At 70.8% G+C, this 23,422-nt stretch carries 22 protein-coding genes and 1 pseudogene; 13 read left to right on the top strand and 10 right to left on the bottom strand.

The features are described from left to right. Nucleotides 1-2: 2 nt before the first annotated feature. The gene (locus tag BJ964_RS26315; protein ID WP_188123171.1) at nt 3-980 is read right to left on the bottom strand and encodes a fumarylacetoacetate hydrolase family protein; all 978 of its coding nucleotides are present in this window, start codon (nt 978-980) and stop codon (nt 3-5) included. Nucleotides 981-985: 5 nt separating this feature from the next. After that, the gene (locus tag BJ964_RS26310; RefSeq protein ID WP_188123170.1) at nt 986-1,276 is read right to left on the bottom strand and encodes a putative quinol monooxygenase; all 291 of its coding nucleotides are present in this window, start codon (nt 1,274-1,276) and stop codon (nt 986-988) included. A gap of 246 nt (nt 1,277-1,522) precedes the next feature. On the opposite strand from BJ964_RS26310, the gene BJ964_RS26305 reads away from it, so the two are divergent. The 5 genes from BJ964_RS26305 to BJ964_RS26285 are packed head-to-tail and all read left to right on the top strand — an operon-like array spanning nt 1,523 to nt 6,735. Beyond that, on the top strand, nt 1,523-2,452 hold the full coding sequence (locus BJ964_RS26305; protein ID WP_188123169.1) for a sugar ABC transporter substrate-binding protein: 930 nt from the start codon (nt 1,523-1,525) through the stop codon (nt 2,450-2,452). Then, entirely contained in the window at nt 2,449-3,504 is a 1,056-nt protein-coding gene (locus tag BJ964_RS26300) for an ABC transporter permease (protein WP_188123168.1), read from the top strand. Before BJ964_RS26305 ends, BJ964_RS26300 begins: the two co-directional genes overlap by 4 nt. Nucleotides 3,505-3,506: 2 nt before the next feature. Continuing rightward, nucleotides 3,507-4,280: an ATP-binding cassette domain-containing protein gene (locus tag BJ964_RS26295; protein ID WP_188123167.1), complete on the top strand. Its 774-nt coding sequence runs from the start codon at nt 3,507-3,509 to the stop codon at nt 4,278-4,280. Between the two features lie 17 nt (nt 4,281-4,297). Continuing rightward, nucleotides 4,298-5,422, top strand: coding sequence for an FAD-dependent monooxygenase (locus tag BJ964_RS26290; protein WP_188123166.1), 1,125 nt, complete (start codon nt 4,298-4,300; stop codon nt 5,420-5,422). Further along, nucleotides 5,419-6,735, top strand: coding sequence for an FAD-binding oxidoreductase (locus tag BJ964_RS26285; RefSeq protein WP_188123165.1), 1,317 nt, complete (start codon nt 5,419-5,421; stop codon nt 6,733-6,735). The genes BJ964_RS26290 and BJ964_RS26285 overlap by 4 nt, the downstream gene beginning before the upstream one ends. A gap of 3 nt (nt 6,736-6,738) precedes the next feature. Here BJ964_RS26285 and BJ964_RS26280 read toward each other — a convergent pair whose 3' ends face one another. Together BJ964_RS26280 and BJ964_RS26275 are read right to left on the bottom strand one after the other, a co-directional pair. After that, nucleotides 6,739-7,659, bottom strand: coding sequence for a LysR family transcriptional regulator (locus BJ964_RS26280; RefSeq protein ID WP_188123164.1), 921 nt, complete (start codon nt 7,657-7,659; stop codon nt 6,739-6,741). Nucleotides 7,660-7,668: 9 nt separating this feature from the next. Beyond that, nucleotides 7,669-8,634, bottom strand: coding sequence for an Acg family FMN-binding oxidoreductase (locus BJ964_RS26275; RefSeq protein WP_188123163.1), 966 nt, complete (start codon nt 8,632-8,634; stop codon nt 7,669-7,671). A 139-nt stretch (nt 8,635-8,773) separates the two neighbouring features. On the opposite strand from BJ964_RS26275, the gene BJ964_RS26270 reads away from it, so the two are divergent. Continuing rightward, nucleotides 8,774-9,721, top strand: a complete 948-nt coding sequence (locus BJ964_RS26270; protein ID WP_188123162.1) for a LysR family transcriptional regulator — start codon at nt 8,774-8,776, stop codon at nt 9,719-9,721. Here BJ964_RS26270 and BJ964_RS26265 read toward each other — a convergent pair. Continuing rightward, nucleotides 9,650-10,834: a multidrug effflux MFS transporter gene (locus BJ964_RS26265; RefSeq protein WP_223149615.1), complete on the bottom strand. Its 1,185-nt coding sequence runs from the start codon at nt 10,832-10,834 to the stop codon at nt 9,650-9,652. The two genes, BJ964_RS26270 and BJ964_RS26265, sit on opposite strands and share 72 nt — an antisense overlap. 142 nt (nt 10,835-10,976) lie before the next feature. Between BJ964_RS26265 and BJ964_RS26260 the strand changes: the two genes are divergently transcribed. From BJ964_RS26260 to BJ964_RS26250, 3 genes are all read left to right on the top strand, one after another. Next, nucleotides 10,977-11,906, top strand: coding sequence for an MBL fold metallo-hydrolase (locus tag BJ964_RS26260; protein ID WP_203832843.1), 930 nt, complete (start codon nt 10,977-10,979; stop codon nt 11,904-11,906). Further along, a complete protein-coding gene (locus tag BJ964_RS26255; RefSeq protein WP_188123160.1) occupies nt 11,903-12,436 on the top strand; it encodes a cupin domain-containing protein in 534 nt (177 codons plus the stop codon). The genes BJ964_RS26260 and BJ964_RS26255 overlap by 4 nt, the downstream gene beginning before the upstream one ends. 132 nt (nt 12,437-12,568) lie before the next feature. Beyond that, on the top strand, nt 12,569-14,086 hold the full coding sequence (locus BJ964_RS26250; RefSeq protein WP_188123159.1) for a sensor domain-containing diguanylate cyclase: 1,518 nt from the start codon (nt 12,569-12,571) through the stop codon (nt 14,084-14,086). 162 nt (nt 14,087-14,248) lie between these two features. Here BJ964_RS26250 and mmsB read toward each other — a convergent pair whose 3' ends face one another. The 3 genes from mmsB to chvE form a co-directional block, all read right to left on the bottom strand. After that, nucleotides 14,249-15,475 carry a multiple monosaccharide ABC transporter permease gene (mmsB, locus tag BJ964_RS26245; RefSeq protein ID WP_188123158.1) on the bottom strand — a complete coding sequence of 409 codons (1,227 nt, stop codon included), beginning with the start codon at nt 15,473-15,475 and terminating at the stop codon, nt 14,249-14,251. Further along, complete coding sequence (mmsA, locus tag BJ964_RS26240) at nt 15,472-17,025, bottom strand: multiple monosaccharide ABC transporter ATP-binding protein (RefSeq protein WP_188123157.1); 1,554 nt, start codon at nt 17,023-17,025, stop codon at nt 15,472-15,474. The genes mmsB and mmsA overlap by 4 nt, the downstream gene beginning before the upstream one ends. A gap of 65 nt (nt 17,026-17,090) precedes the next feature. After that, nucleotides 17,091-18,200 (bottom strand): multiple monosaccharide ABC transporter substrate-binding protein, encoded by a 1,110-nt coding sequence (gene chvE / locus BJ964_RS26235; RefSeq protein WP_188123156.1) that lies wholly within the window; start codon nt 18,198-18,200, stop codon nt 17,091-17,093. Between the two features lie 270 nt (nt 18,201-18,470). Between chvE and BJ964_RS26230 the strand changes: the two genes are divergently transcribed. From BJ964_RS26230 to BJ964_RS26220, 3 genes are all read left to right on the top strand, one after another. Further along, complete coding sequence (locus tag BJ964_RS26230) at nt 18,471-19,685, top strand: ROK family transcriptional regulator (RefSeq protein ID WP_229807354.1); 1,215 nt, start codon at nt 18,471-18,473, stop codon at nt 19,683-19,685. 182 nt (nt 19,686-19,867) lie between these two features. Continuing rightward, on the top strand, nt 19,868-20,746 hold the full coding sequence (locus tag BJ964_RS26225; protein ID WP_188123154.1) for a metallophosphoesterase family protein: 879 nt from the start codon (nt 19,868-19,870) through the stop codon (nt 20,744-20,746). Nucleotides 20,747-20,882: 136 nt separating this feature from the next. Further along, complete coding sequence (locus BJ964_RS26220) at nt 20,883-21,524, top strand: nucleotidyltransferase domain-containing protein (protein WP_188123153.1); 642 nt, start codon at nt 20,883-20,885, stop codon at nt 21,522-21,524. Here the strand turns inward: BJ964_RS26220 and BJ964_RS26215 are convergent. Together BJ964_RS26215 and BJ964_RS49690 are read right to left on the bottom strand one after the other, a co-directional pair. Continuing rightward, nucleotides 21,481-22,059 (bottom strand): VanZ family protein, encoded by a 579-nt coding sequence (locus BJ964_RS26215; RefSeq protein WP_188123152.1) that lies wholly within the window; start codon nt 22,057-22,059, stop codon nt 21,481-21,483. The two genes, BJ964_RS26220 and BJ964_RS26215, sit on opposite strands and share 44 nt — an antisense overlap. 64 nt (nt 22,060-22,123) lie before the next feature. Continuing rightward, nucleotides 22,124-22,267, bottom strand: a pseudogene (locus BJ964_RS49690) (DUF664 domain-containing protein); the annotation flags it as partial. A gap of 52 nt (nt 22,268-22,319) precedes the next feature. Here BJ964_RS49690 and BJ964_RS26210 point away from each other — a divergent pair. Next, nucleotides 22,320-23,276 carry an Acg family FMN-binding oxidoreductase gene (locus BJ964_RS26210; protein WP_188123151.1) on the top strand — a complete coding sequence of 319 codons (957 nt, stop codon included), beginning with the start codon at nt 22,320-22,322 and terminating at the stop codon, nt 23,274-23,276. Nucleotides 23,277-23,422: the final 146 nt, after the last annotated feature.

Below are 23,422 nucleotides of genomic sequence, written 5' to 3'. Positions count from 1 at the left end.
GCTCACACCTCCTCCCGGACACGGCGGCGGGCGGGGATGATCGGCGGCACGGTCTCGGTGCCGGCGACGATGCGGTTGCGGATGGTGCCGAGCCGTTCGATGGTCATCTCGACGACGTCGCCGGGCAGAAGCGGGCGGGGCAGCAGTTCGCCGGTGCGGCCCCAGCCCTCGGCCAGGGCGCCGCCGCCGCACGTGCCGGACGCGATGACCTCGCCCTTCTTGACCCAGGAGGCGCGGGACGCGTACGAGACCATCTGTTCGAACGACCAGCCCATGTGCCCGGACCGGTCGCTGCCGGTGACCTCGCCGTTGACCTTGACGGTCATCCGCAGGTCGAGGAAGCCGTCGGCGTCGCGGTGGTCGTCGAGTTCGTCGGCGGTGACCACCCAGGGGCCGATCGTGGTGGCGAAGTCCTTGCCCTTGGACGGGCCGAGACCGAGTTTCATCTCCCGGCCCTGCACGTCGCGGGCGGACCAGTCGTTCATCACGCAGTAGCCGCCGATCGCGGCTCTGGCCTGGTCGGGGGTGGCGTTGCGGACGTCGCGGCAGATGACCGCGGCCAGTTCCAGCTCGTAGTCGAACCGTTCGGTGTCCGGGGCGATCGTCACGTCGTCGTAGCCGCCGGTGACCGCGTGCGGGGCCATGAACAGGAACGACGGCGCGGCGTACCACTCGTCCGGGACGGACTCGTGGCCCTGCATGCCCTTGCCGACGCCGGCCACGTGCTGCTCGAAGGTGAGGAAGTCACGCATGGCGGTCGGGTAGACCGGGGGCAGCAGCCGGATCTGGTCCGGGCGCAGCCCGTCGCCGCGGGCGGCGGTGTCGGCCGCCGCCTCACGGTCGCTGATGTCCGCGGCCAGCAGCTCGACCAGGTCGGTGCCGTCCGGGAAGGGGTGCACCCACCAGGCCGGGCCCTCCCCCACCACCAGGCCGACCTGCCGCTTCTCCGAGCCGGTCAGGTGGAAGGCCGCCAGTCGCATGGTCGTCAGCCGATCGTGGTGTAGAAGGCGCGCTCGCGGTTGGCGAGCACCGGGATGGCCTGGCCGAGCGCGTACTCCTTGAAGTGCTCGCTCGCGCCGTGCGCCGCGTACGCCTCCTCGTCGTCGTAGATCTCGAACAGGCGGAAGACACTCGGCTCGGCCGGGTCCTGGTAGGCCTGGTAGAAGCGGTTGCCCGGCTCCTGGCGCGAGGGCGGGGTGAGCTTCTCGATGGCGTCGAGGACGATCGCCTCCTGACCCGGCTGAGCGGTCCAGGTGGCGCTGACGACGTAAGCCATGAAAGTCCTCCGGGGTGATGTCGAACCTGTGACGCTTTCACGCTAGGTGCGCCGGTGCCGGCCGGAGAAAGTCCCGACGGCGATGCCTGCCATCACCGCGACGAGGGTTCCCGATCGTGGTGGCCCCGTGTTGTCTGTGACCCAGCACACGTTTGTTAACAGCTGTCGCTCGAAGCCCCTGGAGTTGACATGAAGTTGAAAAAATATGGTCCCGTCGCGGCTCTGACCGTCGGTAGCCTCCTGGCCGTGACCGCCTGCTCGGGCACCACACAGCCGGCCGACGGGACCGCCACGGCGGGATCCGGCGACTCCGCCAAGAAGACCGTCGTGTTCTCCGCCCTGGCCCTGAAGATCCCGGCGATGAAGAGCCTCTCCGAGGGCGTGAAGGCCTACGGCGGCGGCAAGGGCTACGAGATCCTCGTGCAGGACCCCAACCTCGACCCCCAGAAGCAGCTCACCGACCTCAAGAGCGTCATCGAGTCCGGCCGCGCCGGCGGCGCCTGGGTGATCGCCGTGCAGCCCGCCGCCCTCTCCGCCCTGGTGAAGACCGCCCAGGAGAAGAAGGTGCCGCTGGTGCTCAACGGGGTACCCGAGGACTACGGGCTGAGCGGCATGCAGGCCGGGCTCACCTTTGCCAAGATCGACTACGCGGCCCAGGGGAAGGCCATCGGCGAGTCGCTCGGCAAGTGCGTCAACGAGAAACTCGGCGGCAAGGCGAAGGTCGTCCTGACCGTGTCGGCGCCCGGCACCGCCGGCAAGGAAGAGGTCGAGAAGACCCAGCTGGAGGCACTGAAGGCGACCGCACCGGGCGCCGAGATCGTCACCGAGGTGACCGTCGGCGAGCGGGCCAAGGCGCAGACCGACATCGGCAACGCGCTCCAGGGCAACCCGGACGCCAACGCGGTGATCGGCAACAACGACGAGGGCGCCCTCGGCGCGGTCGGCGCGTTCGCCGCCGCCGGCAAGGAGCTGCCCTGCATCACCGAGACCGGCGGCAACGACGAGGTGCTCCAGGCGGTCAAGGACGGCAAGATCTACGCTTCGGTGGCGCTGCAGTTCGAGGCCGACATGGTCCAGTCGTTCGACACGCTGACCGCGATGATGGCCGACCCGACGGCCCTCGGTAAGCAGATCGCCACCCCACAGAAGGTGATCACGAAGGAAAGCGGGCAGTGACCGTGACCACCGCGGACGAGACGGCACCGGCGGCGACGCCGGTGCCGGCCGGCCATGACATGCCACGCGGGGTGTCCGCGCTGGTCTTCGTACGCGACCGCGGCATCTTCGTGCTGTGGGGCGTCATCATCGTGGCGTTCTCGTTCTGGTGCGCCCCGTACTTCGCCACCGTCGACAACGCCCTGCTCATCGCGAACGCCGCTGCCCTGACCGCGATCTTCGCGGCCGGTGTCGGCTTCGGCGTGATGACCGGCGTGCTCGACCTGTCGCTGCCGGGCACCGCCGCGTTCTCCGCCTGCGCCGCCGGCTGGATGATCACCAACGGTCAGCCGGTCTGGCTGTCCCTGGTCGCCGCGATGCTCTGCGGTGTGCTGGTCGGCCTGGTCAACGGCCTGATCGCGCTGCGCGGCTTCAACCCGATCATCGTCACCATCGGCACCCTGTCGGCGCTCTCCGGCCTGGCGGCGGTGATCGCCGGCGGCTACACCTTCCCCGGCCTGACCGGGCTGACGTTCATGGGCACCGACCGCTACCTGGGCATTCCCGCCCCCGTCTACATCGTGGCGGCACTGTTCCTGATCGGCACGGTGTTCCTGACCCGCACCCGCGACGGCATCCGGCTGATGGCGGTCGGCGGCAACGCCGAGGCGGTACGCCGCTCCGGCATCCACGCCGACCGCTACAAGGTGCTCGGTTTCGTCATCTCCGGCCTGTGCGCGTCACTCGGCGGCCTGGTCACCGCGGCGATCACCACCGAGGCCACCCCGGAGGCCAGCCCCAGCATCATCTTCAACGCCCTCACCGCGGTCGCGCTGGCCGGGGTGGCGCTGACCGGCGGCCGCGGCAGCCTGCCCCGGGTGCTGGTCGGCGCCCTGATCCTGGCCACCATCTCCAACGGCCTGACCATCCGCGGCGTGCAGCCGTACTGGGCGACCGTGATCACCGGCGTGCTGCTGCTGGCGTCGCTGCTGCTGGAGCGGATCGTGCAGACCGCCGTGTCGAACCGGCTGATGTCCAGCGCCAACCTGTCCGTGCACAGGAAGCAGGTCTGACCATGACGACCCCCGCACTGAAACTCAGCGGCATCGACATGCACTACGGCTACGTCCGCGCTCTGGCCGGCATCGACTTCCACGTCGACCCGGGCGAGGTGGTCGGCCTGCTCGGCGACAACGGCGCCGGCAAGTCCACCCTGCTCAAGGTGATGTCCGGCGCGCACCGGCCGAGCGGCGGCACCATCGCCGTGCACGGCAAGGAGGTGGAGTTCCACTCCCCCAGCGACTCGTCGGCGGCCGGCATCCAGATGGTCTACCAGGACCTGGCTCTGGTCGACGCGCAGGACATCTCCACCAACCTCAACATCGGCCGGGAGATCCTCTACAAGGGCCCGCTCGGCTGGATCGGTTTCGTCGACCGCAAGGCGATGCGCAAACGCTCCGAGACGGAACTGGACCGGCTCGGGGTGCGGACCGCCCCGATGACCCGCCCGGTGGAGATGCTCTCCGGCGGCCAACGGCAGGTCGTCGCACTGGCCCGCAGCGCCATCCGGGTCACCGGCGAGGCCAACGGCGTCCTGCTGCTCGACGAACCCACCGCGGCGCTCGGTTACGAGCAGACCAAGCAGGTCGAGGCGCTGATCCGCCGGATGGCCGGGCAGGGTGTGGCGATCGTGCTGGTCACCCACAACCTTCCGCTCTGTTACGAGGTGGCCGACCGGGTGGTCGTGCTGAATCGTGGCAGCAAGGTCGCCGACGTGCCGATGGCCGGCACCGAACCCGATCACGTCGTCGGCTGGATCACCGGCGCCCGCCCCTCCCAGTTCGCCTGAGTTTCAAGGAGAAGAAGATGACGACCTCCCGAGTCCTCGTCGTCGGCGGCGGCATCACCGGCGGTGTGCTCGCGCTCGGCCTGGCCCAGCGCGGTGTGCGGGTCATCCTGGCCGAGTTGCGCGGCGCCCTCGGCGGTGTCGGCCACGGCATCACCCTCCAGGGCAACGCTCTCCAGGCGTTCCACACCGTCGGCATCTACGACGAGCTGGCCGAGCACGGGTTCGCCTTCGGCAAGCTGCGCATGTTCCGCGCGGACGGCGTACCGATGATGGAGATGCCCACACCCCCGATGGGCGGCGACGCGGTCCCGCCGACGATGGGCGCGTTGCGCGCCGACCTGGCCGACATCCTGGCCCGGCGGGTCGTCGACGCCGGCGTCGACGTGCGGCTGGGCTGCACGGTCACCGCGCTGGACGACCGCGGCGACCACGTCGTGGCCACCCTCTCCGACGGCACGGAAGAGACCGTCGACCTGGTCGTCGGCGCCGACGGCATCCGCTCGCGGGTCCGTTCGATGATCGGCATCGACGCGCAGCCGAAGCCGGTCGGCATGGGCATCTGGCGGGTGGTCGCCAAGCGGCCCGACGCCATGGACTGCTCCGGCCTCTACTACGGCGGCCCCAAGTACAAGGCCGGGTACACGCCGATCTCGGACAGCCTCTGCTACGCGTTCCTGCTCGAGGAGAACCTGGACCGCTCGTTCGTCGGCGAACACCCCAACGGCAAGATCATGAAAGAGCACGGGCAGGGGTACGGCGGCATCTGGGGCCAGGTACGCGACAGCCTCGCCGACGACGCGATCGTCAACTACCAGCACATCGAGGCGATCCTGATCGACGGCCCGTGGCATCGCGGCCGGGTGATCGTGATCGGCGACGCGGCGCACGCCTGCCCGCCGCTGATCGCCCAGGGCGCCGCCATGTGTGCCGAGGACGCCGTCGTGCTCGCCGAGATGCTGACCGCCGGCCCCGGAGTCGACGAGGTGCTGCCGGCCTTCCACGCCCGCCGCTTCCCCCGGGTCAGGATGGTCCTGGACAACAGCCTCACCCTCGCCCAGTGGGAGATCCACCCGGACACGCCGGGCGCCGACCCGGGCCGGATCATGGGCCAGACCCTCGGCGCCCTGTGCGCCCCGGCATGACCGAGATCCGGTATCCCGGCGACCCCGGGTTCGAGACGGCCCGCGTCGACCGGATCTTCAACCGCCGGCTGCCCGGACGGCAGCCGGCGGCGATCCTCAAGGCCACGAACACCGAAGACGTTCAAGCGGGGGTACGCCTGGCGCGCGACCGTGGCTGGCAGGTCGCGGTCCGGTCCGGCGGGCACAGTTGGGCGCAGTGGTCGATCCGTGACGACGCCCTGGTCATCGACCTCGGCGGGCTCCGGGAGATGAGCTACGACCCGTCCTCGTTCCTGGTTTCGGTGTCTCCGGCGATCAGGGGCGGCCTGGAACTGGCGCCGTTCCTGGAGCAGCACGGCCGGTTCTTCGTGGGCGGCCACTGCCCGACCGTCGGCCTCGGCGGGTTCCTGTTGCAGGGTGGGCAGGGCTGGAACGCCCGCGGCTGGGGCTGGGCCGCCGAGTACGTGGAGGCGGTCGACGTGGTCACCGCCGACGGTTCGCTGGTGCGGGCGTCGGCGACCGAGAACGCGGACCTGTACTGGGCGGCCCGCGGCGCCGGCCCCGGCTTCCCGGGTGTGGTCGTCCGGTTCCACCTGCGCACACTGCCGATGCCGGGGCACGTCGCGCACACCGTGCAGGCGTACCGGCTGGACGACTTCGACGAGGTCATGACGTGGCTGCACGGCATGCATCACACGGTCGCCGGCACGGTCGAGATCGTCGCCCTCACCAAGACCGACCCGGTCCTGTCACCGTCGCCGGTGCTGCTGGTCACCGCGGTCGCGCTGGTCTCCTCCGCTGCGGAGGCGGATGCGGCGCTCGCCCCGTTCCGGGACAACCCGGCACTCGACCGGGCGCTGCTGTCGATCGACGCCGTCCCGACCACGCTCGCCAAGGAGCGGGAGCGGCAGCTCGCCGACAATCCGGAGGGCCACCGGTGGGCGGTCGACAACGCGTGGCTGTCCGGGCCGGCGGAGAAGGTGGTGCCGGCCATGCGGCGCGCCTACACGACACTGCCGAATGAGAAGGCGTTCACCATCTGGTTCAGCATGGCGCCGCTGCGGGACCTGCCGGACATGGCGTTCTCGGTGCAGTCGGAGATCTACCTGGCGTCGTACGTGCTGTGGGAGTCCCCGGCCGACGACGAGCGCTGCCAGGCGTGGCTGGCCGACGCCATGGCGGACCTTGCGCCGGTCACCGTCGGCGCCTACCTGGGTGACAGCGACCTGCGGCGGCGGCCGATGCGGGTGCTGTCCGAACCGGCCGAGCGCCGCTACCGGGAGATCCTCGACGTCCGGGACCCGGACCGGCTGTTCACCGGCTACCTGGCGTGACCCTCAGCCGGGCCGCTTCAGCTCGCCCGCGAGCTCGTCGAACCGGGCGAACAGCCAGCGGTGCGCCGGGTCGGCCAGCCGGTCCCGGCCGTACCAGTAGCCCTCGGCCAGCAGCACCTCACCGAACGGCGGCTCGATCACCGTGATCGGGCCGCCCGGCGCCAGGTGCAGCCGGGCCAGCCGCTCCGGCACCACGGCCACCATCTCGGTGCCCTCGATGACGAACGCCAGCGGCAGGAACCCGGGCACCTGCAGGACGATCCGCCGGTCGACGCCGTGCTCGCCGAACACCCGGTCGACCGGGGTGAGGATGCCCGGCCCGAACGTCGCCACGGCGTGCGGCAGCTCGGCCAGATCGGCCAGGGTCAGGCCGCCGCCGGCCAGCCGCGGATGCCGGCGGTCGGCGATCAGCACCATCCGGTCGCGCCACAGCATCCGCCGCTGCCCGGGGAACCCGAATCCGAGCGGCGCGACCAGGGCGTCGTACTCCAGCAGAGTCCGCGACGACGTACGCGCCTTCGGCCCGATCCGCTCGATCGACAGCCGCACCCCGGGAGCGGTGGCCCGCAGCAGCCGCACCAGCGGCTCGTGCACCACGGCGATCGCGTAGTCGCTCATCGCCAGCCGGAACGTCCGCTCGCTGGTGGCGGCGTCGAAGTGGTCCTCCAGCTCCAGGGCGCGGGCGATCAGCCGCACCGCCCGCTGCACCTCCGGCAGCAGGTCACGGGCGAACGGTGTCAGCTCGTAGTCCCGCCCCGCCCGGACCAGCAGCTCGTCGTCGAAACGGCGGCGCAGCTTGGCCAGGGCGGCGCTCATCGCGGGCTGACCCACCTCGAGGCGGGCCCCGGCCCGGGTCACGTTGCCCTCCTCCAGCAGGACACGCAGGAACAGCAGCAGGTTCAGATCGGTGCCGCCCAGCGTCATGGCCGGAGGTTACCCCGGCGGCTCGTCCAGCAGCACCCGGTTCACCGGCCGGCGCGGGGTGTGCCCGGCGACGCCGCCGTAGCCGATGCGCAGCACCATCTGCGCCGGCCGGCGGGTGAGCAGCGCCCGGATCTCCGGCACCTCGACCGGCTGGCTGATCGGGGTGGCGGCCAGGCCCAGCCAGGTGGCGGTCAGCAGCACCCGTTGCAGCGCCTGCCCGGCGCACAGCCGGTCCGCGGCGCTGTCGCCGTCGGTGGCCAGCACCAGCACGGTCGGGTACGGCTCGAACGCCACGGGCGCCCGGGCCACCGCGAGGGTTCCGGCGCCGTCGCGGACCGGCATCACACCGAGGACGTCGCCGGGCCCGTACGCCCACGCCGGCACCCCGTCGTGGCGTGCCGCCCGGCCGGTCCACCGGCTGATCTCGGCGGCGTAGTCGTCGCGTTCACGCAGCCGCTGGTCGGCGGCGCGGGCCAGGCCCAGGATCGCGTCGCGGCCGGCCGGGTCGGCGACGGTCAGCACCGCGCCCTCCCGCTCGGCGGCGTCGCGCAGTTTCTCGACGGCGCCGGCCGGCACCGCGACCCGCGCGAACGGCCACCGGTTGGTGTGCCGGTACGGGATCGCCGCGGCCAGCGCCTCGGTCGTCGCGTCGACGGCCAGCGGCCGGCCCGCGGTGACCCGGGCGGCCAGCGACGGATCGTCCGGGTCGGGCAGCAGCTCGCAGCGCACCTGGTAGCCGGCCCGCCGGATCGCCAGGCGCAGCGTGAACACCGCGGCGCCGACGCTGATCAGCTGCTCGCGCCCGTCCGGGTCGGTGACCGGCAGGCGGCGGCCCGGGTCGGCGTACACCTCGACGGCCGGCGGCGCGATCCGGAACCGCCAGGGCTGGCTGTTGTGCAGCGACGGGGCGGTGGTGGCCGACCGTACGCAATCGGTGAGAACCCTGCGCGACGGCGGGGCGAACGGAGTGGTCATCGGACCCCCTTGCCGGAAGTGGCGGCCGGCCCGGCCGCTGCCCCTCCACCAGACCGCGAACCTGGTCCCGCCCACCAGGGCCGGAGGTCCCGGCACCGTCCCGGCCGGCCGGTACAGTGCGCTCTGGAGGGGATGTCCGGTGAAGGAGCGGCTGCGTGAGGTCGACGCGAACCTGCTGCTGTCGCTGCACGCCCTGATCGAGGAGCGCAACCTCACCCACGCCGGTGAGCGGATGACGATGAGCCAGTCGGCGATGAGCAGCGCGCTGACCCGGCTGCGCCGGCACTTCGGCGACGAGCTGCTGGTCCGGTCCGGTCGCGGCTTCGACCTGAGCCCGCTGGCCGAGCGGTTGCGCCCGGCCGTGGCCGGGGCGGTGGAGGCCGCCGAGGCGCTGCTGGGCACGCAGCGGGAGTTCGACGAGGCGTCCAGCACCCGCCGGTTCACCGTCAGCATGTCCGAGTACGCGATGACCGTCCTCGCCGAGCCGCTGATCCGCCTGATGGCCGAGCAGGCGCCCGGTTGCTCGGTCGCGCTGGACACCCTGGAGGGGCCGCAGCTGGGGACCCAGCTGATGCGCCGGGATCTGATCATCGGCCCGCTCGGGTTCGCGTTCCCCGGCCAGACCCAGCCGGTCTTCACCGATCACCTGGTGTGCATCGTGGCCCGCGACAACCCCCGGCTCAAGGACGGCGGTCTGAGCGCCGCCGACCTGGGTGTGATGGCGCACGCGGTGGCCGAGTTCTCCGCCGCGGGCGAGCTCAAACGGCCGCTGGAGATCGTCCTGGAGCGGTCCGGGCTGGCCGACCGGACCGTGCTGGTGCGGGTGACCAGCCTGCTGACGCTGCCGTACGCGGTGGCCGGCACCGAGATGTGCGCGTTCGTGCCGTCCCGGCTGGCGCACCGCTGTCTCGGCTTCCTGGATCTGGCGATCGCGTCGACGCCGCTGGACACGGTCCGGATCACCGAGGCCGCGCACTGGCACGCCGGCCGGGAGAAGGATCCCGGCGTGGCCTGGCTACGCCGGCTGCTCTACGACGTGGCGGTCGCGGTCGAGACCGAACCGGCAGACCAGCCCGGCGAGCATTGACGATCCGGCCATCACCAGCGCCGGCACCACCGCCGACCCGGAGCCGCCCAGCCCGACCAGCGGCGACACCAGCGCCCCGACGGCGAACTGGCCGAACCCGAGGACCGCGCTGCCGGTCCCGGCGACGGCACGGACCGGCTCCATGGCCAGCGCCGCCGTGTTGCCCATGATCCCGCCGTTCGCGGCCACCGCCACGAAGATCATCACCGGGTACGTCCACACCGGCGCCCCGCCGATCGCCAGCGCCGCGAACCCGGCGGTCGCCGTCACCTGCGCCGCCACGCACCAGCGCACCATCCGGGCCGGGTCGATCCGCCGTACCAGCCGGCCGGCCAGCGCGCCCGCCCCGATCAGCCCGGCCGCGTTGACGCCGAAGACGATCCCGTACCCGATCTCGGACAGCCCGATCACGTCCTGGTACAGAAACGGCGACGCCGCGATGTAGGCCATCATCACCCCGAACGAGCAGGCGAACACCACCACCGGCGGCCAGAACCCGCGACTTGCGGCCACGGTCCGCAGCGCCCGCCGCAGCGGCGCCGGCGACAGCCCGGGCGGCCGGGTCTCCGGCACCACCACCACGACCCCGACAACCATCGGTACGCACAGCAGCGCCACCGCCCACAGCATGCCCCGCCAGCCGACCGGCCCGGACAGCACGCCCCCGGCCAGCGGCGCCAGCACCGGCGCCACCCCGCCGACGGTCACCAGCATCGTGAACGCGCGTGCCGCGGCCCGCCCGGCGGCCAGGTCCGCGATCACCGCCCGGCCGATCACCATCCCGGCGGCGCCCGCGAACCCCTGCACGAACCGGAACCCCACCAGCGCCGGCAGCGTCGGGGCGAGCGCGCACGCCACCCCGGCCACCGTGCAGGCCACGGTTCCGGCGATCAGCGGGCGGCGGCGGCCGTACCGGTCGGCCAGCGGGCCCATGACGAGCTGCCCCAGGGCCAGCCCGGCCAGAAACGACGTGAGCGTCAACTGCACCCCGCTGGCGTCGGCGCCGAGGGACGCGCCCATCGCCGGAAAACCGGGCAGGTACAGGTCGGTGGCGACCGGCGCCAGCGCCGTGAGGGAGGCCAGCACCACGAGCAGGGGCCATCGGATGGTCACCGGCGCAGTCAACCCGGCACACCCGTACCACCGGAACGGTCGTTTCCGGTATGGCAGGAATCGCTGCTGGCGATGGCCCGATCTGTTGTGACCCGGCCCACCAGATGCCCCAATGAGGTGACCGCACCTTAGAGGAGGACATGTGACCTGGGACGACGGCAACCCGTACGTGGACAAGCTGGCCGACGGCGTCTACGCCTACATCCAGCCGGCCGGTGGGTGGATGGTGAACAACTGCGGTGTGATCGCCGACGGCGCGGGCACCGCGATCCTGGTCGACACCACCTCGACCGAGCGCCGCAACCGGGCCGTGCTGGCCGAGGTCGCCAAGGTGTCGTCCGGTGCGCCGCGGGCCGTGGTGAACACCCACCACCACCCCGACCACACGTACGGCAACGGCTTCCTGCCCGCGGAGACCCTGGTCATCGGCCACGACAAGTGCCGCGACGAGGTGCTGGCGGCCGGTCTGGAGGCCACCCGGGTGATCACGTCGCCGGAATACGGCAACCTGGTGCTGCGCCCGCCGAACGTCACCTTCAGCGACCGGATGACCCTGCACCTGGACTCGTTCGGCGTCGAGTTGCAGCACGTCGGCCGCGCCCACACCAGCAACGACGTGGTGGTGTGGCTGCCGGAGCAGCGGGTGCTGTTCGCAGGCGACCTGGCGTTCGCCGGTGGGCAGCCGTTCCTGCTGGAGGGCTCGGTCGCCGGGTTCAAGAAGGCGATCGCCCACATGCGGGACCTGGCCCCGTCGGTTCTCGCGCCGGGACACGGCCCGGTGTGCCGCGGCGACGAGGTCGGGGTGCTGCTGGACGACCTGGACGCCTACGTCTCCTACATCGCCGAGGTCGCCGAGGTCTCTTTCAAGGAGGGCCTCACCCCGCTGGAGGCGGCGGTCAAGCACCGCGACAACCGCTTCAAGGGCTGGGCCGAGACCGAACGGTTCGTCGGCAACCTGCACCGCGCCTACTCGGAGCTCAAGGGCAACCCGATCGACACCCGCCTGACCGTCCCGTCGGTGTGGCCGGACATGGTCGCCTTCCACGGCGGGCCGATCGCATGCCACGCATGAGCGCGCCGCGGCGGGTGGTCACCGGCCACACCCCGGACGGCGTGTCGGTGGTGGTGTCGGACGGGCCGGTTCCGGTCAGCCGGGAGCTGCCCGCCGACGGCGTGTTCTTCCACGAGATCTGGAACACCGAAGGCGCTCCGGCCCGGATCGTCGCGGCCGAACCGGACGAGCCGACCGCGCGGACCCTGGCCGTGCCGCCGCCCCCGCACGGCACGAAGATCCGCGTCAACGAGTTCCTGCCCGGCCATCTGGACTCGCGCGGCTTGCAGTCGCCGGTGCACCGGACCGCGTCGATCGACTACGGCATCGTCCTGGAAGGCGAGATCACGCTGATCCTCGACGACTCGGAGGTGACGCTGCGGGCCGGTGACGTGGTCGTGCAGCGCGGCACCGATCACGCTTGGGCCAACCGCGGCGACGTCCCGGCCCGGGTGGTGTTCGTCCTGGTCGACGGCGAATTCGACGAGGCCCTCATGAAAACCCTGCCAGGCGGCCTGAGCGGTCTGATGCACGGCGGTCCCCGCGACTGAGCCGTTCGCCCACCCTGCCGCGCGGCTATCCCTTCGGAGCCTCGACGACGTGATGTCCCAGGCGTCTGCTCAACTCGCCCTTCCTGGCGCCGACGGTGCGGGTGTCACCTCGGGGAAGGGGTAGAGATGCGGATGGCAATCGTCGCTCTGTACGCGGGAGCCGGTTTGATTGCCGTCGTGTACGCCGCCTTGACGTATCGGCGGCGGTCCGAGACACCGCTGGCCGTTCCGCTCAGCCTCGTCATGGCCGGCGCGGCGGAATGGTCGCTGGCCAGCGCCTGCTCCCTCGTGGCGCCGACGCTCGGGCTGGCGCTCGGTTTCAATTATGCGATCTTCCCCGGCGTTGCGATGGTCGTCGCGGGCTTCCTCTGGCACACCACGGTCTCCTCGGGGCACCGGCCGCCACGGCTCGCGCTGATACTGATCGAGCCTTTGCTACTGGTGGCCGTCATCGCCACCGATCCGTGGCACCACACCTTTTACCGGCAGGTCGAGGCGGGCACCTTCGGGGTCATCGCGCAGCGCGGTCCGGCGTACTGGGTGCACGTCCTGTACGGCTACGTCTTGATGGCGGTCGGCACGGTACTGGTGATCCGGGCGCTGCGCCGGGCGGTCCGCGGCCAGCGGCGGATGTACCGGTGGTTCCTGATCGGCGCGCTCGCGCCGACCGTGGGCAACCTGGTGACGGTATTCATCGACGTGGACATGCAGGGGCTTGATCTGACGCCGGTGCTGTTCCTGGTCTCCGGTGTCGTCTGGTGGTGGTCTGACCGCTCGGGTGTGACCTCCGAACGGGTGCCGGTCACCTATGCGCAGGTCATCTCGGCGCTCAGCGACGCCGTCATGGTGCTGGACCCCAACGGCCGGATCCTCGACGTCAACCCGGCGGCCATCAAGCTGCTCGCCGCCGTGAACCCGGCGGGCGGCGCCGTGATCGGCAAGCGATGGCAGGAGGTCGCCGACCCGCATTTCACCGCCATGATCGCCGGCACGGGCCAGACCACCATCTCCGGCGCCTCGGGCGAGGTATACGACTTCCGGGTCGTCAAGATCGAGGCGGCCGACGGCAGTTGCACCTGCACCGTCGTGGTGGCACGGGACATCACCGAGTTGGAGCGGCTCCGTGCGGAGCTGACCGAGCAGGCCGTGCGTGACGGCCTCACCGGGGTGTACAACCGGCGGCACCTGGACGCGGTGCTGGAGGCACAGGCCCGCGCCGCCGCCGACGGCCACCCGCTGTCGATCGTGATGATCGACGTGGACCATTTCAAAACCGTCAACGACCGGTACGGGCACGCGGTCGGCGACCAGGTGCTCGTCGACCTGGCCCGGCAGCTGAGCGGCTCGGTCCGGGAGGGCGACATGGTGGCCCGCTACGGCGGTGAGGAGTTCGTGGTCGTCCTGCCGGGGATCGACGCGCAGGCCGCGGCCGAACGCGCCGACCACTGGCGCCGGCAGTGCGCCGCCACCCCGGTCGACACGCCACTCGGCACGCTGAACGTCACGTTCAGTGCCGGCGTCGCGCAGTTGGCCGCCACCGGCAACCCCGACCACCTGCTGCGCCTCGCCGACGAGGCGTTGTACCGGGCCAAGCGGGCGGGCCGCAATCAAATCCTGGTGGCCGAACCCACGCTGTCCATCATGGGGTAGCGAGCACCCCGGTGCCGGAGTGGGCCTTGGTGTGGTCAGACGGGACCGTCGTAGGGCAGCGTGGAGATCGCCCCTTTCGGGCGCGGCCGGAAAGCCGCGGGCACAAAAGAGCGGCGCCGCCCGGTCTGTCCACCGTGCGGCGCCGCTACCCCCTGAAAGGTCTTACTTGCCGCGCCGCTTGTTGAGGATGTCGAGCGCGACGGCGGCGATCAGGACGAGGCCCTTGATCACCTGCTGGTAGGCGGGGTCGGTGCCCATGATGGACAGGCCCATGTTGAGCACGCCCATGATCAGGGCACCGGTGATCGCGCCGGTGATCTTGCCGATGCCGCCGTTGACGGAGGTTCCGCCGATGAAGGCCGCGGCGATCGCGTCCAGCTCGTAGTTGGTACCGGCGGCGGCGATGCCGGCACCGGCCCGGGAGGTGGTGATGACCGCGGCGACGCCGGCGAGCAGGCCCATGTTCACGAAGATCAGGAAGTTGACCCGCTTGGTCTTCACACCGGAGAGCATCGCGGCGGGCAGGTTGCCGCCCATCGCGTAGATGTGCCGGCCGAAGATCGTGTTGTTCATCAGGAACGTGTAGATCAGCACCAGCACGCCGACGATGACCAGCACGATCGGGGTGCCGGCGGCGCTGGACGCGAGCAGGTAGGTGATCGCGCCGATGGCCAGGGCGGACAGCACGAGCTTGCCGGCGAACGCGGCGAACGGCTCGGTGCGCAGGTCCAGCTTGGTCAGCTCACGGCGGGCCCGGATCTGGGCGATGGTCAGCCCGGCGAAGGCGAACACGCCGATGAACAGGGTGACGGCGTCGAGGTTGCCGACGTAACCGGCGGCCGGCAGCGAGCCGTTGCTGATGTCGTTGAAGCCGCTGGGCAGGCCGGCGATGGTCTGCTCGAGCACGACGATGGCCAGACCGCGGAACAGCAGCATGCCGCCGAGGGTGACGATGAACGCCGGGATGCCCGCGTAGGCGACCCAGAAGCCCTGCCAGCAGCCGACGAGACCGCCGATCACGATCGAGATGGCGACGGCGACCGGCCACGACAGCTCGAAGTCGGTGATCATGACGGCGCAGATGCCGCCGACGAACGCGACCACGGATCCGACCGACAGGTCGATGTGCCCGGCCACGATGACCATGACCATGCCGATGGTCAGGACGAACACGTACGCGTTCTGCTGGATCAGCGCGGCGATGTTGTCCGGGTTGAGCATCAGACCGTCGGTCGACCACTGGAAGGCCGCGATGATCAGCAGCAGGACCGCGATCATGCCGTACTGCTGGACGTTCTGACCGAGGTAGGCCTTGAGCGACCCACCGTCGTTCTTCTTGGAGGGCTCGGGCTGTGCCTTCGGCTGCTCGAGCGTGGTGGTGGCGCTCACCGCGTTGCTCCGCTCTTCTCCATGGTCATGTAGCGCATGAGGCTCTCCTGGCTGGCCTCGGCGCGGGGAAGTTGCCCGGTGATCCGGCCCTGGCTCATCGCGTAGATCCGGTCGCAGATGCCGAGCAGCTCGGGCAGCTCCGAGGAGATCACGATGACGGCCTTACCGGAGTCCGCGAGCTTGTTGATGATCTCGTAGATCTCGTACTTGGCGCCGACGTCGATGCCGCGGGTGGGCTCGTCGAGGATCAGCACCTCGGGCTCGGCGAAGAGCCACTTGGCGAGGACGACCTTCTGCTGGTTGCCGCCGGACAGCTTGCCGACGACCACGTCCACGCTGTTGGCCTTGGTCTTCATGTCCTTGCGGAACTGCTCGGCCATGACGACCTCGCGGCCGGCGTCGACCACACCGCCGGAGGTGATGCGCTGGAGCTTGGCGGCCGAGGTGTTGCGCTTGATGTCGTCGATCAGGTTGAGGCCGTAGTGCTTGCGGTCCTCGGTGGCGTACGCGATGCCGTGCCCGATGGCCGCGTCGACGGTCTTGATCGAGACCGGCTTGCCGTGCAGGAACAGCTTGCCGGAGATGTTGGCGCCCCAGCTGCGGCCGAAGATGCTCATGGCCAGCTCGGTGCGGCCGGCGCCCATCAGCCCGGCGATGCCGACGATCTCGCCGCCGCGCACGTTCAGGTCGGCGTTGTCGACGACGACCCGGCTGTGGTCGGCCGGGTGGTGCACGGTCCAGTTCTCGATCCGCAGCACCTCCTCGCCGATGGTCGGGGTGTGCGCCGGGTAGCGGTTCTCCAGGTCACGGCCGACCATGGCGCGGATGATGCGGTCCTCGGAGACCGGCTCGGCGCCGTGCATGTCCATGGTCTCGATGCTCTGGCCGTCGCGGATGATCGTCGTGCTGTCGGCGATCGCGGCGATCTCGTTGAGCTTGTGCGAGATGATGATCGACGTGATCCCCTGGCCCTTGAGGTGCCGGATCAGGTCGAGCAGGTGCGCGGAGTCCTCGTCGTTGAGCGCCGCGGTGGGCTCGTCGAGGATGAGCAGCTTGACCTTCTTGGAGAGCGCCTTGGCGATCTCCACGAGCTGCTGCTTGCCGACGCCGATGTCCTGGATCCTGGTGTCCGGGGATTCTTCCAGTCCGACCCGGGCGAGCAGGTCGGCGGCCTGCTTGTTGGTCTGTGCCCAGTTGATGACGCCGCCGCGGGCCCGCTCGTTGCCGAGGAAGATGTTCTCGGCGATCGACAGGTACGGGCTGAGCGCCAGCTCCTGGTGGATGATGACGATGCCGCGCTCCTCGGAGTCGCGGGTCGTCTTGAATCGGCAGGTCTCGCCCTCGAAGACGATGTCGCCGTCGTAGCTGCCGTGCGGGTAGACACCCGACAGCACCTTCATGAGGGTGGACTTGCCCGCGCCGTTCTCACCGCAAATGGCGTGGACCTCACCGCGGGCGACGCCGAGGGTGACGTCCGAGAGCGCCTTGACGCCCGGGAAGGTCTTGGTGATCCCCCGCATCTCCAGGATCGGGGTGGTGTCGTGTGCCATCGCTCAACTCGCTTGCTCTCGAGTTCCAAAAGCCGGGCCCCTTGCGGGGCCCGGCTACGGGAGGCTTACAGGCCGAGCTTGTCGGCGGTGTAGAAGCCGGAGTCGACCAGCTTGGTCTTGACGTCGTCCTTGGTGACGACGACCGGCGGGAGCAGGAACGACGGGACGACCTTGACACCGTTGTTGTAGGTCTTCTCGTCGTTGACCTCGACGGTGCCGCCCTTGACGATCGCGTCGATCATCTTGGCGACCTGGTCACCCAGGGTGCGGGTGTCCTTCCAGACGGTCATCGACTGCTTGTCGGCGAGAACGTTCTTGGTGTTCGCCAGGTCGGCGTCCTGACCGGTGATGATCGGGTAGTCGGCGCCCGGCTTGTAGCCCTTGCTCTCCAGCGACTGCGCGATGCCCAGCGCCAGCGAGTCGTTCGGGGACAGGACGACGTTGACCTTCTTGCCGCCGGTGTAGAACGAGTTCAGGCGGTTGTCCATCTCGGACTGCGCGGTCTCGGTCTTCCAACCCTGAACGGACACGGTGGTCCACTGCTCGTTGGTGGCCGGCTTCTTGCCCGACGGGATGACCAGCTTGCCGCTGTCGATGTACGGCTTGAGGACGTCCCACGCGCCGGAGAAGAAGAACTTGGCGTTGTTGTCGTCGGCGGAGCCGGCGAACGCCTCGAGGTTGAACGGGCCCTTGCCGTCCTTGAGGCCCAGCTTCTCCTCGATGAACTGACCCTGGAGCTTGCCGACCAGGTAGTTGTCGAAGGTCGCGTAGAAGTCGACGTTCGGGGTCGAGTTGATCAGCCGGTCATACGCGATGACCTTGACCTTCTTCTCGGCGGCCTTCTCCAGCGCCGGCGCCAGAGCGGTGCCGTCGATGGAGGCGACGACCAGAACCTTCGGGTTCTGGTTGATCATGTTCTGGATCTGCGTGATCTGCTGCTCGACGCTGTCGGCGTGCTGCAGCGAGGTCTCGTAGCCCGCCTTCTTGAGGATCTCGTCGAGGTGCGAGCCGTCCTTGTTCCAGCGCTCGAGGCTCTTCTGCGGCATCGCGATGCCGATCAGGTTCGAGGTGGAGGCGGACGAGGCCTCCTCGTCGCGGGTGTTGCTGCAAGCGGAGGTCGCGGCCAGCGAAGCGGCGATCGCGACGGACGCGAGGACCCGGAAGTTCTTGGACACCTCGACGTCTCCTTTCTATAGGGCCCGCGACAACGGCGGGCCACTGAGGCTTCGATTTGTTGCTGGGCACAACATACGGGTATCGCGATCATCTTTCACGCGGGGGTTCGTAACGGCTGCGTAACACTCACCGTGAAGAAAACGGGCTTAAGTGCCGTTAGGATTAACCCAGAGTGACCATCGTATTTGTTGGCCCTGGTGACATAACTGCTCGGGTCCCGAATTACACGGACCGCTATGGTGTCTGCACGACGCGTGAGAGGAGCCGCGATGCATGCCGGAACCGTCCGACGGCGTCACGACACGACCGCGGTCAACCCGCGCGCCACCCACCTGTCACTGGCCCTGCGCCACGTCGCCGACGCCTCCGGACAGATCTCCCGGGCCGACATCGCCGCCCGCACCGGCCTCAACCGGTCCACAGCTTCCAGCCTGATCGACGAGCTGATCACGGGTGGTCTCGTGAAAGAGACCGGCGCCACCCCACGCGCCCGCGCAGGCCGCCCCGCCACCGCCCTCGCCCTGCGCGACGACGGCCCCGCCGGCCTCGGCGTCGACGTCAACGTCGACTACACCGCCGTCTGCGTCGTCGACCTCACCGGCGCCGTCCGCTACAAGCACGTCGTCGCCGAGGACCAGCGCGGCCACACCATGACCGAGATCCTCGACCGCATCAACACGCTCTCCCGCGCCGCCCACGCCGCCGCCCGCGCCAACGAACTCACCCTCTGCGGCAGCGCCATCGCGGTCCCCGGCATCGTCGACCGCGACCGCGCCACCGTCACCCTCGCCCCCAACCTCGGCTGGCGCGACCTCGCCGTCACCGAAGTCCTCCCCGCCGACGTCCACGGCCTGCTCGACAACGAGGCCAACTTCGCCGCCCTCTCCGAACCGGGCCTGCTGCACGCCCGCGCCAACTACCTCTACGTCAGCGGCCAGATCGGCGTCGGCGCCGGCATCGTCCTGGACGGCCGCCTCTACCGCGGCACCCACGGATGGTCCGGCGAGATCGGCCACCTCACCGTCGACCGCAACGGCCCGCCATGCCCCTGCGGACGCCGCGGCTGCCTCGAACGCTATGCCGGCCAGGAGGCCATCCTGCGCGCCGCCGGCGTCTCCTCCGACCCCGGCACCGCCCTCGGCGTACGCCCCACCATCACCCTCATCGCCGACCGCGCCCGCTCCGGCGACCCGGCCACCCTCGCCGCCCTCACCCGCGCCGGCGAGGTCCTCGGCGCCACCCTCGCGAACTGCCTCAACCTGCTCGACCTCGGCCACGTCGTCCTCGGCGGCATCTACCGCGACCTGGCCCCCTGGATCGCCCCCGAAGTCGAACGGGAGGTCGCCACCCAGTTCCTCGGCGCACCCTGGGCCCGCCCCACCGTCGAAGTCGCCACCTACGGCCCCGAAGCCCCCGCCATCGGCGCCGCCCGCTCGGTCATCCACGACGTCATCGGCGACCCGCTGCGCTGGCTCAACCGCTGAAGATCAACCCCGTTTCCGGTACGGGCGTTCGCCGCCCCCGGCCGCATCCCCGGCCGTCCCGCCGGCACCACGCGAGCACCTGCCCGCGCACGCCCGTGCCGCGCCCGCCGGGCGCAGATCGGTGGTCCAGCTCCCGGGAAACACCGTTGAGCCTTGTTTACACCTCTGCCTAGCGTGTGAACGTGCGCATCCTTCACCTGTCGGACACCCACGTCACCCGCGACCCCGGCCCCAACCGCACGGGCGTCGACCCCCGCGAATCCCTGCGCCGCATCCTGCACGACTGCCGCCAGATCCCCGGCCTCGACGCCGTCGTGATCACCGGCGACATCGCCGACGACGGCACCCCCGAGGCCTACACCGACACCCGCGCCATCATCGCCGAGTTCACCGGCCCCCGCGGCATCCCCGCCCTCTACACCACCGGCAACCACGACGAACGCGCCGCCTTCACCAGGATCCTCGGCACCGGCCACCTCGGCCCCGACGGCCACCCCCTGCCCGCCGACCACCTCGGCTCCCCCACCGGCGAACGCGCCGCCACCACCACCATCGCCGGCCACCGCATCGTCACCCTCGACTCGCTCATCCCCGGCAAGGGCTCCGGCCGGATCAGCGCCACCCAACTCGACTGGCTCGCCGACCTGCTCGCCACCCCCGCCCCCAACGGCACCACCCTGGCCTTCCACCACCCGCCGATCGCCGTCCCCGGCGTCGCCGTCCAGCACCACCTCGGCCTGCGCGACCCGGCCGCACTGTCCACCGTGATCACCGGCACCGACGTACGCCTGATCCTCTGCGGCCACTTCCACCTGCAGATCTTCGGCCTGCTCGGCGGCGTACCCACCTGGGTCACCCCCGGCGTCGTCAACCGCATCGACCTGACCGCCACCCCCGGCACCGAACGCGCCGTCCGCGGCGCCTCCGCCACCCTCGCCGACCTGTCCGTCCCCACCGCCCCGATCCTGCACACCCTGCACGCCCGCGACCCCCACCAGGGCGAAACCGCCTACGAGGCCGACACCGTCACCCTCTCCCGCATCATCGCCGACCTCGCCTGACCACCCACGACGCCGACGCCGCCGCCCTCTCCCACGTCCTCGCCGACCATGCTTGACCACCCGCAACGCCGACACCGCCGCCCTCTCCGCGTCATCGCCGACCGTGCTTGACCGGCACCGCGGCTATCGTCGGCGGATGAGTGACCGACCGCCCGGCGGCGGCATCCCCGTCGCCGCCGAGGACATCGCGGCCCTCGAAGCCCGCTGGGCCCGCTGCTGGACCCCGGCCGACATCACCCAACGCCTGGCCGGCACCCCCGCACCCTGGTGTGTCGCGGCCGGCTGGGCCCTCGACCTGTTCCGCGGCGAGCAGACCCGCCACCACCACGACCTCGAGATCGCCGTCCCCGCCGCCCACTTCCCGCAGATCCGCGACCGGTTCCCCGGCTACACCTTCGACGCCGTCGGCGACGCCCGGATCTGGCAGTCGCCGTCACCGCAGGCCCTGAACGCCACCCACCAGACCTGGCTACGCGACCCGGCCACCGGCGACTACCTCGTCGACGTCTTCCGCGAACCACACGACGGCCCGACCTGGATCTGCCGCCGCGACGAGACGATCCGGCTGCCCTACCCCGACATCATCGAACACACCCTGGACCGGATCCCCTACCTGCGGCCCGAACTCGTCCTGCTCTTCAAGGCCAAACACCGCCGCCCGAAGGACCAGGCCGACTTCGACGGCACCCTGCCGCTGCTGTCACCGGCCCGCCGTACAACCCTGGCCCGCCTGCTCAACCGCGTGCATCCGGGACACACCTGGCTGGCATCCCTGTAGCCGGAGCCCGCCACCACCGCCGCGACACCAGCGCCGCCAACCCGGCGCCCGCCGCATTCAGCAGCACGTCGTCCACCGAGGACACCCGGTCCAGCCGCAACACATACTGGCCGGCCTCCAACAGCAACGACGCGGCCGCCGCGACCACCAGCACCCGCGGCACCGACCGCAACGCCGGGAACAGCACCGGCCCGAACAGGCCCACCGCCGCGAACACCAGCAGATTCGCCACCACCTGAACCACGATGGTGAGCCACCCGCCCGCGAAAACGTGGACCAGATCCCGCAGCGGCACCAGGCTCACCCGGCCGGCGACCTCACCGGCCCGGCCACCCGGCGTCAGGATCATCCACACCCACGGCACCGTCCCGTAGACGATCCCCACCTCCGCCAGCGACCGCCACCCCGGCCGCACCACACCCGCGGCCCGCCGCCGGCGCGCCAGCAACCACACTCCCAGCACCACCACCGGCAGCACCGCCACCGTGATCGCCACCACCCCGGTGATCGTCCCGAACCAGTCCCCCGCACTCATGACCGCAACCTAGGCACGCCCCCGAACCCGCCGCGACCCGGCACACGGAACCTTCACAAAACCCTCACCGACCCCGCCGCCCATCGATGCGCTCACGCGGCGGATCAGCATGCTCGATCATGTGAACGATCACCTCACGCAACTCCACGTCGTCCTCACCGCGCGCCTCCAGACCGGTCCACGCGACGAACTCGCCGGCGGCGCGACAACCGGGACCTCCGACCCTGCCCGCACCGCACCGGACGGCCCACCCTGAAACCATGACGTCCCGCACGGCAGTCCTCGCACACGCCGCACGCCTCGCCCGGCACGCGCCGTCGATCCTCAACACCCAACCCTGGCAGTGGCACATCGGCCGGCACACCGCCGAACTGCGCCCGGACACCACCAGGGCACTGCCGTACCTCGACCCCGACCACCACCTCATGCTGCTCAGTTGCGGCGCCGCACTGCACCACGCGACCGTCGCCATCCAGGCACAGGGCTGGCAGGTCACCGTCGAACGCGGCACCGACCCCCTCGCCCGCCTCACCCTCGGCCCGCCCGACACACCCCGCCACACCGATCTCGCCGCCGCCATCACCCACCGGCGCACCGACCGGCGAGCCTTCGGCTCACAGACCCCCGGCGACGAGATCATCGCCGACCTGCGCAAAGCCGTCGCCGCCCAAGGCCTCCACCTGCGCCCGGTACGCCGTGACGAGCTCCCCCTGCTGGCCGCCGCCACCTCCCGCGCCGCCTCCGACGCCGCCCACCGCCCCGGACTGCGTGCCGAAGTCGCCACCTGGACCGACCGCCCCACCGAATACGGCGACGGCGTCCCCGCGGCCACCGCCGCCACCGACACCCTGCGCCGCGTCCCGATGCGCGACTTCGCACCCGGCTCCACCGGCGGCTTCTCCGTCTCCGCCGCCGCCTCCGACATCGGCGCCCGCTACGTCGTCCTGCACAGCGACGACCCCGACGACTGGTTGCGCGCCGGAGCCGCCCTCTCCGCCCTGCTGCTCACCGCCACCGTCCGCGGCGTCGCCTGCTCCCCAATGAGCGAACTCGTCGAAACCCCCTGGCCCCGCTCCATCCTCACCACCCTCATCGGCACCACCGGCCACCCCTACCTGGTCGTCCGCCTCGGCTACCCGGTCGACGACGGCCCGCCCCCGGCCGCCCCACGGCGACCGGAGACAGAAACCACCCACTACGGCCTCACGGGTGCATGACCGCACCCTTGACTCCGTACCCCCGGGGACGAGCCCGCGCCGACGGCCTGCTCGCCCTCGCGCTGGCCGCGCCACCGCGCACGCCCGCGCCGATCTTGGACGTTTGACCACCGGATTCGGTGGCCCAGCGTCCAAGATCGGCGCAC

It is taken from the genome of Actinoplanes lobatus, from assembly GCF_014205215.1.
Taxonomy (GTDB): Bacteria; Actinomycetota; Actinomycetes; order Mycobacteriales; family Micromonosporaceae; genus Actinoplanes; species Actinoplanes lobatus.
Note: the sequence above shows the minus strand (reverse complement) of the source record. Positions and strands in the feature narration are given on the sequence as shown.

Coding starts and splice junctions, on each gene's coding strand:
- BJ964_RS26275 (WP_188123163.1), bottom strand. CDS start 8,634: ATGACCACTCCGTTCGCCCCGCCGTCGCGCAGGGTTCTCACCGATTGC.
- mmsA (WP_188123157.1), bottom strand. CDS start 17,025: ATGGCACACGACACCACCCCGATCCTGGAGATGCGGGGGATCACCAAG.
- BJ964_RS26295 (WP_188123167.1), top strand. CDS start 3,507: ATGACGACCCCCGCACTGAAACTCAGCGGCATCGACATGCACTACGGC.
- BJ964_RS26250 (WP_188123159.1), top strand. CDS start 12,569: ATGGCAATCGTCGCTCTGTACGCGGGAGCCGGTTTGATTGCCGTCGTG.
- BJ964_RS26215 (WP_188123152.1), bottom strand. CDS start 22,059: ATGAGTGCGGGGGACTGGTTCGGGACGATCACCGGGGTGGTGGCGATC.
- BJ964_RS26315 (WP_188123171.1), bottom strand. CDS start 980: ATGCGACTGGCGGCCTTCCACCTGACCGGCTCGGAGAAGCGGCAGGTC.
- BJ964_RS26280 (WP_188123164.1), bottom strand. CDS start 7,659: ATGACGCTGGGCGGCACCGATCTGAACCTGCTGCTGTTCCTGCGTGTC.
- BJ964_RS26255 (WP_188123160.1), top strand. CDS start 11,903: ATGAGCGCGCCGCGGCGGGTGGTCACCGGCCACACCCCGGACGGCGTG.
- BJ964_RS26230 (WP_229807354.1), top strand. CDS start 18,471: ATGCATGCCGGAACCGTCCGACGGCGTCACGACACGACCGCGGTCAAC.
- BJ964_RS26285 (WP_188123165.1), top strand. CDS start 5,419: ATGACCGAGATCCGGTATCCCGGCGACCCCGGGTTCGAGACGGCCCGC.
- BJ964_RS26210 (WP_188123151.1), top strand. CDS start 22,320: ATGACGTCCCGCACGGCAGTCCTCGCACACGCCGCACGCCTCGCCCGG.
- BJ964_RS26220 (WP_188123153.1), top strand. CDS start 20,883: ATGAGTGACCGACCGCCCGGCGGCGGCATCCCCGTCGCCGCCGAGGAC.
- BJ964_RS26290 (WP_188123166.1), top strand. CDS start 4,298: ATGACGACCTCCCGAGTCCTCGTCGTCGGCGGCGGCATCACCGGCGGT.
- BJ964_RS26310 (WP_188123170.1), bottom strand. CDS start 1,276: ATGGCTTACGTCGTCAGCGCCACCTGGACCGCTCAGCCGGGTCAGGAG.